Consider the following 13120-nt stretch of genomic DNA (forward strand, 5'->3'; position numbering starts at 1 on the left):
GCAGGAGTTTTTCAAATTTTGGTAAAATTATTAATAATTCCACATATTAAGTTCTTTATTTCTGATGTCCTCTTTAATTTTATTGGACTCCAGAACTTGAAATAATGCATTTCCTTTTACATATTCATCCACATCCCTATCTCCGTAAATATTTTCCTCACGATAAATAATAGAACTAAATCTTCGTGCATTTAACAAATGGTCAAAAGATATTGGATAGGCTGAATTTTTTTGATTAAAAACTTCGGCGTCATGAAGTATTTCTCGCGCATCGGGGAAATAAACCCAGAACAATGCCAACTGTTCAGCATTTACATTGATATCTTCCCTACCCATTATTTGAACATCAGGAGCAATGGGAGCTAAAGCAATCAATCGGTATTTTAATTCTCCTTGTCGCTTGTCAAAATACCAAAGTCCTTTAATTTTAAATCCTTCAATATCCTGAGAAGTCAAATTAATTCTATCAATATACTCATCAATATTTGCGCTTCCTGCATTTAATTCATCAAAACCGGCAGCTGTAGTATCAACTCGGTAAAGCTTGTTATTAATTTCAGCTTTAGTCATTTTTGCTGTAAAATAAGAATCGTCATAAACTTCCGTAATATCACCATTTTTAATACCTTTTAATAAGGTGTCAAACAGCGATCGCCTGTCGGTTGACACACTCATGGTATCAGTAGGATAATAAAACGGCAAATTAATTCGCTCGTTTAAATCAATATATTCCCAAACAACTTTGGACCAAAGAATATCTCTATCGTCAACATACCCGTATTCTAATGGTTTGTCATTATCTACAGCTTTTTGCGCTGCTGTTTTTTTTCCAATATCGGAAGGCTTCTTGGCATTCAATAGATTTGACTGTGCATACATGGTATTGAACAGCACAAATGCCAAAATAAAAATTCCAATATTTTTCTTATTCATCATTTAAATTTATTTTATTGTATTTCTATACTTACTGCCGAAGCATCTTTAATTTTATAGGAAGAATTACCTCCTAACGACGATTTTATGTCAAATATTGTAACAACATCACCCCTTTTTGCTTTGCCAATTGCTTTTTGAGCTTGATCATTCATTCTATTTCCGCTAACAACTACAGCAGATTGTCCAGGCACTTTAATCGTAAACCCTGAGGTGTTTAGCACCAAGTCAAAATCGAAATCCGGTAATTCTGCACCAACCGTAGATTTTTCTAAACTTGCTCCAGGCATTATAACATAGCCAGATTGCTTTCTTATTGAACCTACAGGTGAAGGAATATCCTTAATCCTAAAATCTTGGGAAGAGCTAACTGATTGTCCGTTAGGGAGTTTTCCTGTAACGTTAATTTTAACTTCCCTACCAGATCCTGGCGTCATAATATATTTACCAGTACCACTTGCCTTAGATAATCCTGAGCCAGATGCATTCACTAAATTATCCGGTATTCCGGGAATTGAAATCGTCATCGGGTTAGCCACACCCCTATAAACAACATTCATTTTATCTGCTGAAATTACTGCACTATTTGGTTTCGGAATAACAGCATACGAACTGCTGATTTCAATTTCAACGGGTTCCCCGTTTTCAATAAAAACAAATTTCCCTTTTATATCACGTTCCCCTACTGCACCGGCTGGAAAATCTAAAATTGCTCCTCCATCTACAATAGTTGTAATTTTATTTCCGTTTACCACCACTTCTGATGGTTTTAGAGAGGCATCATAACGCCCTAAAACTATTTTTCCTTTAAAGTTTTCGCCTTGAAAAAAAGCAGATTTTTCAGGAATTAAAATTGTCTTGTAATTCGACATCGAAACATCGCTTTCTAATTGGCCGCCTAACAGAGTCCCGAAAATTTCGGACTGCGTTGTTCTGATATCGGTTTGCATCGATGTTAAATTGGTAACAGTAGAAATTAAAGGAAATCCTTCATATCTGTTTTTTAACCAAGGTTGTTTGCCATCATCAGTATCTTGATCGGAAGTGTCAAACCTTTTTTTAATAGTGGCAGCTAATCCGCTTTTTTCTCCAACAATTTTAATTATTGCATCTCTATAGCCATTCACGTTGTTTAAAAATTCCTGACCTTCAGTTGTGAAAGCATCTCCTTTAAAAAAATATTCATCTACAGTACTAGTCTGATCCATTGCCTCATAATTCTTCAAGTCATCTTGCTCTTTAAGGAAAAATTGTTTTTTTTCCTCTAAATAGTCATTAAATTTTGAAGACAACTCGTCTACGGTTTTAGCTTTAGCATAAAGCTCATTATATTTTTCAGGCTGTTCAATTGCCTTTGTAGCTAAATTTTTAAGTGTTGCATTATTTTTTAAAGTCGCAGTAATATTATTTTCTGCAAGTTTCTCATTCATATACCCAAAAGCAGAAAGCACTTCCTTAGACATTTGCATTGCAATCATTGAAATGAAAACTAAGTACATTATGTTAATCATCTTCTGCCTTGGTGATAATTTACCTGAAGCCATACTAATTAGATTTAAAGTTAATAATTAATTTATTTCTCAACTAATTAGTTTTTAATTGACATTGCCGATAACATACCGCCATAAACACCGTTAAGTGAAGATAGGTTTGTTGCCAAAGATTCCATTTGTTCTTTTAATCTGGTCGTATTTTCAGTAACCTCTAAATTAATTTCAGCTTGTTTACTAGCACTTTCAACTTGAACTTTATACAAGCTATTTAAAGATTCCATTTGTGCAGCGGCCAAAAACATTTGCTCGCTGTATTTATTGGTTGCAGCAATAGAATCAACTGCAGGAGCAATATTTTCAGCTGCTCCTTTAAAATTTTGAATGCTTTCGCTTAAACTTTGCATTAAACCTGAATCAAGTTTTGCATCTCTAAGCATATCGTCTAATTTTTGCGAAAGTAAACTTTGCACTTCTTTAACTTCACCAACTTCTTTAGGACGTCTGTCTCCGCCTGAAAGTTCAGGATAAATTAATGTCCAATCTAAATCCTCTTCAACAGAATCAAAGGCTGAGATAAAAAACACCAATGCTTCTACAATCATACCAATAGATAACATCAACCCACCGCCTGACCAGTGTTGGATTTTAAATAATGCTCCTAATATTACAATAGACGCTCCTATACCATAAGCGTAATTAAATAACCTTTTTCTATTTCTTGATGATGCCATAATTAAGTTTGTTTGTTAGTTTATTTTATGATGTATTTATTCTCCGTTTATATTAGTCCCAAGAAAATCCTGAACAGTCCTAAAACCAATATAACTTCTGGCAGAGTCTGCATACTCGAAATCTCGAGTACTTACCTCCAAGAAATATGCTACATCTTTCCAAGATCCTCCACGGATTACTTTTCGCTTATTTTTGTCAATTTCAACATTCGGATTCATAGTAGAACCTATATAATATGACGCTTCACTATAGGCTGTATTTGTCCATTCTGAAACATTACCAGACATATTGTACAATCCAAAGTCATTTGGAAAATATGATTTCGCTTCCATAGTATATAATGCGCCATCTACAGCATAATTACCTCTAGCCGGTTTAAAGTTTGCTAAAAAACAACCTCTGTCACTTGTAGTATATGGGCCTCCCCATGGATATGTAGCGTTTTCAAGACCGCCACGGGCAGCATATTCCCATTCCGCCTCTGTTGCCAATCTAAATTGAGGAATTATGGCGGAATTTTTCTTAGTCCTTAAATAATCGTTTTTCTTTTTGGTTCTCCAGTGGCAAAAAGCTTTTGCCTGCATCCAGGACACACCCACAACCGGATAATCATTATAGGCCTGGTGATAAAAATAATCCTGATGCATTGGGTCATTGTAAGAGTAATTGAAGTCTTTAATCCATACTGTTGTATCCGGATATACCGAAACAACTTTTGTTTTAATAAAATTTCTTCTATCTGCGTTATTTCTTCCGGCGCCTTCTTGATCTAACCATGAAAATTTAAACTTTAATTTTTTTGGATTTACCATTCTTCTGCCTTCAAAACTATCTTCAATAGGCATTAAAATAGAATCAATCATCACTTCAGCATATTCTTCACTTGGAAATTCATTGACATTCCATACAATCTTTTCATCCCAATTCAGCATTTTACCTTGCGTGGGTGAATTAATATCTCCCAAACTTCCATAGGTTTTCATCATATATTTTTGATATGGAGACATATCGGTTGTATCTATGTCTAAAAACTGATAATCTTCCAAAATAATATCCCCTTCAGAAGACATCAATTCAGAAAAAAGTGCCAGCTCAGTTCTTACAACAGAATCCCGAACCCAAAACACGAATTCTTTATACTCACTATTGGTAATTTCAGTTTCATCCATATAATATGGACGTACTGTTACAGTTCTGGTTGGAGAATTTAAGGCTCCCGCAACATCTTCGCTCTGTTTACCCATCGTAAATGATCCCCCAGGTATTAAAGTCATGCCTAAAGGTTTTTTAGAATGCCATTTACTGCCTGACTTCACCCCAACTAACTCACCTTGATCGCTAGATCCACAACTATATATAACTAAGACCAGTAAAATATACAACGATATTTTCTTCATATTTTTTTTCTTAATCCTTTAAGGCAAACGTATTACTAATTATCTTAAAAAACAATATTTTGTTTGTCTGTTTAAAACAAAAATAAATGTATTTTAGTATACGCAACACAATTTTTTTATACTAATTTTTTCAGCGTTTTTAACCACCTGTCAGGAATTTCCTGATTCGTAGCACTTAAATAATCTTGATACGCACAAGGTATTAACGCATGTCTTTTAAATTTATTACTTTCATTTAAATTTATTTCCATCCACCATCGACCACTTTTGTTGCTTTTATAAAAATTCAGCACTTGGTTTTCAATGGGCACTATATATTTTTGGTAATTGTCCATTAGTCCGAAAGGATAATCATTTGCTCTATAATTAACACCTTCTATAAAGTACCATATCATTTGTGAAATTAACTGTGCTGTTTGGTTTTTTATATCAAATTTTGGATTGTACTCATAAATGCCAAAAGAGGTCACTTTATCGCTTATGCCAGCATATCTTGAAATGGCACAAATTTCTGTACCCGTAAAACCGTTAGGTGTTGCATTTTTATTGGCGGGGGCATCCGAATTTTTTACTGAAGATAAATCGACGCTTACAATATCGGCATCTCGTAAAACAGGCTCAACCAATTGAATTGAGTTTGAAACTTCTCCCAATCTATAGGCTTCGAAAAACAAGCCATCCAACAAATCAATTTCATTTTGGGAGTTAAAATACGTTTGATAGCCAATATTACTGTAATTGAACAAGTTATTTGGCTCGTTCATTACAATTTTGCTTAAATAGGATTGTGAGGTTAAATCGTCTTCAATAGCGCCAAGATCAAATTTATTGTCAACTGAAACAATATTTACGGTTTGCTCTAACTTATCATAGGCTCGGTAATTTGAGTAGGTTAAATCCTGTCCACCCCCTATTATTATAGGAATAATTTTATTTTTTATGAGATAGGTCAATAATTCCCCTAAAGCAAAATAAGTGTCTTCTATTGAATTCCCCTGCGGAATATTTCCTATATCTGCAACGCTAATTGGCCAATTCCCAGGAAACAGTTTGTATAATTCTTTTCTGATTTCATTTAAATCTGAACCTGCTTCGTGATTCTCAATAGCAGATCGGCCTTCTTCAACACCAATTATTGCTATTTTTTTATTTGTCAAATCCGGGAAACCACTATTTGCTGAATAGATTTCGATACATTGGCCAAAAGATTGCTCGGATTGCATTTTAGCAAATTCCAATAACGCATCGTCAATAGGTTTAAGGTAATCGAAATTCATTTTTTAGGGGTTGTAAGATTTCTTTTTCGGCAGCAATATAATAAAAAAATTATTTTTTTGCCTTTTTTCCTTTAGTCGTTTTCCTTTTTGGGGCGTTTTTCTCAATTATTTCCTTAACATCTTCCAAGGTTAATTTACTTGGATCAATGTTTTTTGACAATTCAATTTTTGTTTTCCCTTTGATAATATTTGATCTTCCCCAACGTGCTTTCTCTACCGAAATTCCATCCTCAGGCCAGTGATGAATTACTTTTTCAATGTCTTTACGTTTCTTTTCTTCAATTAATTCAACAACATCTTTTTCTGTCAAATTATCAAAATCGTATTTTTTATTTACGTTGATGTAAAGTCCATTCCATTTTAAAAACGGGCCAAATCGTCCAACGCCTTTTTGAACAGGAATATTTTCGTATTCACAAATTGGAGCATCTGCTTTTTGTTTTTCCAGAATTAATTCAATGGCACGGTTGATGTCAACCGACATCGGGTTTTCATCTTTTGGAATTGAAACAAACATTTCGTCATATTTAATATATGGACCAAAACGCCCAACAGCAACTACAACTTCTTTTTCTTTATAACTTCCAATTGTTTTTGGAAGTTTAAACAAATCCATTGCTTCTTCATAAGTGATTGAAGATAATGTTTGATCGCCTTGTAAACTTGCAAACTTTGGCTTTTCATCATCAGTTGCTTCTCCAATTTGAACCATAACGCCAAATCTTCCTAAACGCGCATACACATTTTTGCCGCTTTCGGGATCAACACCCAATAAACGTTCACCTTTAGCCCTGTCTGCATTTTCGGCAACGTCTTCAACCGTAGGATGAAATGATTTGTAAAAATCTTTAATCATTGCAATCCAATCTTCTTTTCCTTCTGCAATATCATCAAATTCCGACTCCACTTTTGCCGTAAAACCAAAATCTAAAATATTGGAAAAATTCTCAACCAAAAAGTCATTTACAATATTTCCAATATCTGTAGGGACTAATTTCCCTTTATCTGAACCAACTTTTTCGGTCAACTTTTTGGTAATTACTTCACCGCCTTTTAATTTTAACTCTGTATAGCTTCTATCTTCACCTTCAATGGTCCCTTTTTCAACATATTCTCTTTTTTGAATGGTTGAAATTGTTGGCGCATAAGTTGACGGCCGCCCAATTCCCAATTCTTCTAATCTTTTTACAAGTGCTGCTTCAGTATAACGGTATGGAGCTCTTGTATAACGCTCGGTTGCCGTAATGGATTTATTGACTAAAATTTCACCTTTCGATAAATTTGGCAACATTCCTTCTTGCTCTTCATCTTCATTGTCAGTCCCTTCTAAATATACTTTTAGAAAACCCTCAAATTTAATCATTTCACCATTTGCTGTAAAAACTTCTTTGTTATTGGTGTTTGTAATTTTTACATTGGTACGTTCCAATTGCGCATCACTCATTTGTGAAGCAATGGTTCTTTTCCATATTAAATCGTACAACCTGTCCTGATCATAATCAATAGAAACAGATTGAAGACTCATACTTGTTGGCCTAATTGCCTCGTGAGCTTCTTGAGCACCTTTTGCTTTTGTAAGAAAACTTCTTGGTTTGCTGTATTCCTTTCCATAGGAGGATATAATTTCCTCTTGAGCCTCACTTTTTGCGTCTTCTGACAAATTAAGACTGTCTGTTCTCATGTAAGTTATCAATCCGGCTTCATACAAACGTTGCGCAATCATCATTGTTTTGGCAACCGGAAAATATAGTTTTCTGGAAGCTTCTTGTTGTAATGTTGAAGTTGTGAATGGAGCTGCCGGAGATTTTGTTGCTGGTTTTTTCTGTAAATCGTCAACTTTGAATTTGGCGTTAATACAAGAATTTAAAAACGATGCCGCTCCTTCTTTTGTGTCAAAATTTTTCGGTAAAGAAGCTTTAAACTTTTTATCTTCCTCTGTAATGAACTGAGCCATAACCTTATAGGAAGGTTGAGGAACAAAACTTTTTATTTCGCGTTCTCTTTCAACTATTAATCGAACAGCCACAGATTGAACCCTGCCTGCAGATAATCCTCCTTTAACTTTCCGCCAAAGAACCGGCGATAGTTCATAACCAACCAACCTGTCCAAAACACGTCGTGCCTGTTGTGCGTTTACTAAATTATAATCGATACTTCGTGGGTTTTCTACCGCTTTTAATATGGCTTTTTTTGTGATTTCGTGAAAAACAATGCGTTTTGTGGTATTCTCCTTTAATTTTAATTGCTCATATAAATGCCAGGCAATTGCTTCTCCTTCTCTGTCCTCATCCGAAGCCAACCAAACCATATCAGCATTTTTAGCCAAATCTTTCAATCTTTTTACCAAAGCCTTTTTATCTGTAGGAACAACATATTTTGGGCTAAAATTACCTTCAACATCAATCCCTATTTCTTTGGAAGGCAAATCTGCTATATGTCCAAAACTGGATTCAACCTGAAAATCTTTTCCTAAAAATTTTTCAATGGTTTTTGCTTTTGCAGGTGACTCTACGATTACTAAATTTTTCGCCATATTTTATAATTATAATTTTAAAACCTCCATAAATTCCTTTTCTGCTTCAAATAAAAGCACCTTATATAATTCGGGTTTTGGATTGCAAAAGTATATAGAATTTTTTTAATCTGAATAATAACCTTTAAAAACTCTACTTTTTAAACTTTAATCCTTTGTTAAATTTCTGCCAATCTGTCACATTTTTAAAAAATTGGTTATATCTTTGCCATCCAAGAAAAACATATGGGGAACGAAAAAATTATCGTAGAAAAAAACCAGGGACAACCTCTTTTAACAGAACAGATTGAAGGAAATTCCAAAAAATTATATATAGAAAGTTATGGCTGTTCCATGAACTTAAATGATAGTGAAATTGTAGCTTCTATTCTTTCAAAACAAGGTTATAATACCACGCATTTATTGGAAGAAGCCGATCTGGTCTTAGTAAATACATGTTCTATTCGTGAAAAAGCGGAACAAACTGTCCGTAAACGACTGCAAAAATACAATGCCGTAAAAAAGATAAATCCCGCCATGAAAGTGGGCGTTTTGGGATGCATGGCTGAGCGTTTAAAAGCGAAATTTTTAGAAGAAGAAAAAATAGTTGATTTGGTTGTTGGACCAGATGCATACAGGGATTTGCCAAATTTATTGGAAGAAATAAATGCCGGTCGCGATGCCGTAAATGTTATTTTGTCAAAAGAAGAAACCTATGGAGATGTTTCCCCGGTTCGCTTAAACAGCAATGGTGTTTCTGCTTTTGTTTCCATCACAAGAGGTTGTGACAATATGTGTACTTTTTGTGTGGTTCCTTTTACCCGCGGACGTGAAAGAAGCCGCGAACCGAAAAGTATTTTAGAAGAAATTAAGGAATTGAGCGAAAAAAATTACAAAGAAATCACCCTTTTAGGCCAAAATGTGGACAGTTACCTTTGGTATGGCGGCGGATTAAAAAAGAATTTTAAAAATGCATCTGATATCGCTCAGGCAACAGCCGTAGACTTTTCACAATTGTTAGATATGGTGGCAAAGGCTTTTCCTAAAATGAGGATTCGCTTTTCAACTTCCAATCCACAAGACATGAATTTAAATGTCATTTATACCATGGCAAAACATGAAAATATTTGCAATTACGTCCATCTTCCTGTACAATCCGGAAGCACTTCAGTATTAAAAAGAATGAATCGCCAACATACGCGTGAAGAATATATGGAATTGATTGACAACATTCGAAAAATTATTCCTGATTGTGGTTTGTCACAAGATATGATGACAGGTTTTTGTGGCGAAACAGAAGAAGAACACCAAGAAACCCTGAGTTTGTTGGAATATGTGAAATATGATTTCGGATTCATGTTCGCTTATTCTGAACGTCCGGGAACACTTGCAGAGAAAAAGATGGAAGATGATATTCCTTTTGAAGTTAAAAAAAGACGGCTTGCTGAGATTATCCTTTTACAACAAAAACACAGTTTATTCCATACAGAACAATTTGTCGGAAAAACTGTTGAAGTATTGATTGAAGGAGCTTCAAAAAAATCCGATACCCATTGGAAAGGCAGAAATTCACAAAATGCAGTAGTGGTTTTTCCAAAAGGCGATGAAAAACTTGGCGATCTTGTAAACGTTTATATTGAAGATTGTACTTCTGCCACGCTAATAGGAAAAAGAATTTAGACTATGGAATCATTACAAGCCATAAAACAGCGTTTTGAAATTATTGGAAACGACCCTCTCTTAAACCGTGCGATTGAAAAAGCAATTCGAGTTGCACCAACCGATATTTCGGTATTGGTTACCGGAGAAAGCGGTGTTGGTAAAGAATATATTCCAAAAATAATTCATCATCTATCTCACCGAAAACACGCAAAATACATCGCCGTTAACTGTGGCGCAATTCCTGAAGGAACTATTGACAGTGAATTATTTGGCCATGAAAAAGGCTCATTTACAGGCGCTACTGCAGCACGAAACGGCTATTTTGAAGTCGCAGACGGAGGTACTATTTTTTTGGATGAAGTTGGCGAATTGCCTTTAACCACCCAAGTTAGGTTGTTGCGTGTATTGGAAAATGGCGAGTTTATTAAAGTAGGTTCTTCACAAGTCCAAAAAACCAATGTACGCATTGTTGCTGCCACCAATTTAAATATGCAGCAAGCCATCAATAAGGGGAAATTTAGGGAAGATTTATACTATCGATTAAGCACCATTGAAATAAATTTGTCGCCATTGCGAGATCGTATTGGTGATATTCATTTATTATTTAGAAAATTCGCTTCGGATTTTGCTCAAAAATATAAAATGCCAACTGTTAAACTTTCTGACAATGCGGTTAAGGTTTTGGAAAATTATGGTTTCCCAGGAAATATTAGACAGTTACGTAACATCGCAGAAGAAATTTCCGTAGTTGAAGAAAAAAGATTGATTTCTTCGGAACGATTATTACAGTATTTACCGAGCAAAGGAACCAATTTACCATCGGTAATTGAAAACAAAAAATCGGCCAGTGAGTTTTCCACAGAACGGGAAATTATGTACAAGATTTTGTTCGATATGCGAAACGATATTAACGATTTGAAAAAATTAACACTCGATTTAATGCAAAGCGACAATGTTGAAAACGTTAAGGAAGAAAGTAAAAAATTAATTCAGAAAATATACAATGAAGATGATTTAGATTCCGAAGCAGAAAATCATATAGAAGTTGTTCGAATGGATGAAAAGTATAAAGATTCAGACTCTTATGACTTTGAAGAAACCATTGATGCTGATGAAAGCCTGTCCATTCAGGATAAAGAAATTGAATTGATAAAAAAATCGTTAGATCGCAACAAGGGCAAACGGAAATTGGCCGCAAAAGAATTGGGGATTTCAGAAAGAACATTGTATCGAAAAATAAAACATTATGATCTATAGTTAAAATAAGTAACTTTGACCATAATTTTCGGATTCTTAAACAACATCAAAATATAAAAATGAAAAAAATTAGTTGCCTAGTCTTATTGATCTTAATCTTCACCACACAAAGTTGCGGTATTTATTCATTTACGGGAACTAATATTCAATCTGATGTAAAAACGATTCAAATTGATTATTTCCCCAACAATGCCATTTTGGTTGAACCTTCTTTAAGTCAGGAATTCACAACTCGTTTGCAGGATTTATTTTTACAGCAAACCAATTTAAGTTTGGTGAAAGCCGGAGGAGATTTACAATTTGAAGGTGAAATTACAGGGTATAAAATTAACCCAATGACCGCGACAGCGCAACAAACTGCTGCGCAAAACAGACTCACCATTACGGTAAATGTGCGTTTTTTCAACAATAAATTTGAAGAAGACAATTTTGAGCGCTCCTTTTCACATTATTATGATTATGACGGAAACGCCCAATTAACAGGCGGTATTTTAGATGATGCTTTTAATGAAATTATTGAACGTATTACTCAAGATGTTTTTAATGCTTCAGTAGCAAAATGGTAAATTTATGAATAGTAATGAATTCACATATTTTTTGCAACATCCCGAAAATATTGATGCCTTAAAAACGCAACAATTAAACGAAGTTATTTCCGAATTTCCGTATTTTCAATCAGCCAGGGCAATTCAATTAAAAGGACTCAATAAAACAAATAGCTTTAAATACAACCAAACCTTAAAAAAAACAGCGGCCTATACCATTGACAGAAAAGTGCTTTTTGATTTTATTACTTCTCCTATATTTACAGCCAAGGCAAATAAAGAAGCTATAATCATTGAAGAAATTGAAGTTATTGATTCCGAAGAAGCGAAAGCCCTTCATAAAAAAATTACAGATTCCTTTTCAAATAAAAATGCAGAAGCTGAACCAGTAACATTTCAAAAACAAGAAATTTTAAAACGGGAAGAAATAGCAACTGATGTATTGGAAATTGGAAAACCAATTCAGTTTATAAGTTCCGAACCACACTCATTTAACGAGTGGATGCAATTAATTGCACAAAAACATATTGTAAGAGGAGAAAATCCGGTTAGCAAAATTAAAAAAATCGAAGAAAAATTTAACTTAATTGATAAGTTTATTGAATTGAATCCTAAAATAAAACCAGTAGACAAAAACGCCGTAAATATTGATGTCATTTTGGCTAGTTCAACAGATAATGAAAGTTTAATGACGGAGACGTTGGCTAAGGTTTATCTTGAACAAAAAAAATATGAAAATGCCATAAAAGCTTATCGCATTTTAATTTTGAAATATCCAGAAAAAAGTGGTTTCTTTGCAGACCGAATTAAAACAATAAAAAAATTACAAAAAAAATAAGTCATGACGTATACATTATTTTTAGTTCTGATTATGATCGTAGCATTTTTGCTCATCTTAATCATTATGGTTCAAAATCCAAAAGGTGGAGGATTATCATCTTCTTTTGGCGGTGGCGGAACACAGTCTTTAGGAGGCGTTCAAAATACAACTAACTTTTTAGATAAAAGTACTTGGACACTTTCAATTGTATTGCTTGCCTTAATTTTATTATCAAATTTTGCGGCACCCAAACCAAATGCAGTTGACACCAGCTCGGAAATTGAAAATACTATCCAAAACCGTGAAGTTCAGGATGCACCAGCGCAACCATTCACTTCAACACCTGCTACTCAAGATACTGTTAAATAATATTTACTGAAAATATATCCTTAAAAATGCCAATGTAAATGACACGTTGGCATTTTTATTTTAATACTTCTTCTTTTAAAAACACATTTGTCAGTTTTATAGAATTGGCATAATTTTGGAACC

11 protein-coding genes are annotated in these 13120 nt (G+C 34.2%); 5 read left to right on the top strand and 6 right to left on the bottom strand.

Features of this window, described 5'->3' with window-relative positions:
* Positions 1 to 30: 30 nt before the first annotated feature.
* The 6 genes from gldN to topA form a co-directional block, all read right to left on the bottom strand.
* Positions 31 to 936, bottom strand: coding sequence for a gliding motility protein GldN (gldN, locus tag ABY285_RS02685; protein ID WP_372766746.1), 906 nt, complete (start codon positions 934 to 936; stop codon positions 31 to 33).
* An 11-nt stretch (positions 937 to 947) separates the two neighbouring features.
* The gene (gene gldM, locus ABY285_RS02690) at positions 948 to 2477 is read right to left on the bottom strand and encodes a gliding motility protein GldM (RefSeq protein WP_372766748.1); all 1530 of its coding nucleotides are present in this window, start codon (positions 2475 to 2477) and stop codon (positions 948 to 950) included.
* 44 nt (positions 2478 to 2521) lie between these two features.
* A complete protein-coding gene (gene gldL, locus ABY285_RS02695) occupies positions 2522 to 3157 on the bottom strand; it encodes a gliding motility protein GldL (RefSeq protein ID WP_372766750.1) in 636 nt (211 codons plus the stop codon).
* A gap of 36 nt (positions 3158 to 3193) precedes the next feature.
* The gene (gene gldK, locus ABY285_RS02700) at positions 3194 to 4555 is read right to left on the bottom strand and encodes a gliding motility lipoprotein GldK (protein WP_372766752.1); all 1362 of its coding nucleotides are present in this window, start codon (positions 4553 to 4555) and stop codon (positions 3194 to 3196) included.
* A gap of 116 nt (positions 4556 to 4671) precedes the next feature.
* Complete coding sequence (locus ABY285_RS02705; protein WP_372766754.1) at positions 4672 to 5832, bottom strand: formimidoylglutamase; 1161 nt, start codon at positions 5830 to 5832, stop codon at positions 4672 to 4674.
* Positions 5833 to 5881: 49 nt separating this feature from the next.
* A complete protein-coding gene (gene topA, locus ABY285_RS02710) occupies positions 5882 to 8365 on the bottom strand; it encodes a type I DNA topoisomerase (protein WP_372766756.1) in 2484 nt (827 codons plus the stop codon).
* Between the two features lie 225 nt (positions 8366 to 8590).
* Between topA and miaB the strand changes: the two genes are divergently transcribed.
* From miaB to secG, 5 genes are read left to right on the top strand one after another with little or no spacing between them, the layout of a single operon-like run.
* Complete coding sequence (gene miaB / locus ABY285_RS02715; protein WP_372766758.1) at positions 8591 to 10024, top strand: tRNA (N6-isopentenyl adenosine(37)-C2)-methylthiotransferase MiaB; 1434 nt, start codon at positions 8591 to 8593, stop codon at positions 10022 to 10024.
* Positions 10025 to 10027: 3 nt separating this feature from the next.
* Entirely contained in the window at positions 10028 to 11263 is a 1236-nt protein-coding gene (locus ABY285_RS02720) for a sigma 54-interacting transcriptional regulator (RefSeq protein ID WP_372766760.1), read from the top strand.
* A 59-nt stretch (positions 11264 to 11322) separates the two neighbouring features.
* On the top strand, positions 11323 to 11829 hold the full coding sequence (locus ABY285_RS02725; RefSeq protein ID WP_372766762.1) for an LptE family protein: 507 nt from the start codon (positions 11323 to 11325) through the stop codon (positions 11827 to 11829).
* Positions 11830 to 11833: 4 nt separating this feature from the next.
* Positions 11834 to 12646, top strand: coding sequence for a tetratricopeptide repeat protein (locus tag ABY285_RS02730; protein ID WP_372766764.1), 813 nt, complete (start codon positions 11834 to 11836; stop codon positions 12644 to 12646).
* Between the two features lie 3 nt (positions 12647 to 12649).
* Entirely contained in the window at positions 12650 to 12997 is a 348-nt protein-coding gene (secG, locus tag ABY285_RS02735) for a preprotein translocase subunit SecG (RefSeq protein ID WP_372766766.1), read from the top strand.
* Positions 12998 to 13120 lie beyond the last annotated feature (123 nt).

The sequence above is a fragment of the Lutibacter sp. genome (genome assembly GCF_041555395.1).
GTDB lineage: Bacteria > Bacteroidota > Bacteroidia > Flavobacteriales > Flavobacteriaceae > Lutibacter.

What these genes read in the sequence shown, in the direction of transcription:
- ABY285_RS02730 (WP_372766764.1), top strand. Translation starts at nt 11,834, where the DNA reads ATGAATAGTAATGAATTCACATATTTTTTGCAACATCCCGAAAATATT.
- gldK (WP_372766752.1), bottom strand. Translation starts at nt 4,555, where the DNA reads ATGAAGAAAATATCGTTGTATATTTTACTGGTCTTAGTTATATATAGT.
- gldM (WP_372766748.1), bottom strand. Translation starts at nt 2,477, where the DNA reads ATGGCTTCAGGTAAATTATCACCAAGGCAGAAGATGATTAACATAATG.
- ABY285_RS02725 (WP_372766762.1), top strand. Translation starts at nt 11,323, where the DNA reads ATGAAAAAAATTAGTTGCCTAGTCTTATTGATCTTAATCTTCACCACA.
- secG (WP_372766766.1), top strand. Translation starts at nt 12,650, where the DNA reads ATGACGTATACATTATTTTTAGTTCTGATTATGATCGTAGCATTTTTG.
- ABY285_RS02705 (WP_372766754.1), bottom strand. Translation starts at nt 5,832, where the DNA reads ATGAATTTCGATTACCTTAAACCTATTGACGATGCGTTATTGGAATTT.
- gldN (WP_372766746.1), bottom strand. Translation starts at nt 936, where the DNA reads ATGATGAATAAGAAAAATATTGGAATTTTTATTTTGGCATTTGTGCTG.
- miaB (WP_372766758.1), top strand. Translation starts at nt 8,591, where the DNA reads ATGGGGAACGAAAAAATTATCGTAGAAAAAAACCAGGGACAACCTCTT.
- ABY285_RS02720 (WP_372766760.1), top strand. Translation starts at nt 10,028, where the DNA reads ATGGAATCATTACAAGCCATAAAACAGCGTTTTGAAATTATTGGAAAC.
- gldL (WP_372766750.1), bottom strand. Translation starts at nt 3,157, where the DNA reads ATGGCATCATCAAGAAATAGAAAAAGGTTATTTAATTACGCTTATGGT.
- topA (WP_372766756.1), bottom strand. Translation starts at nt 8,365, where the DNA reads ATGGCGAAAAATTTAGTAATCGTAGAGTCACCTGCAAAAGCAAAAACC.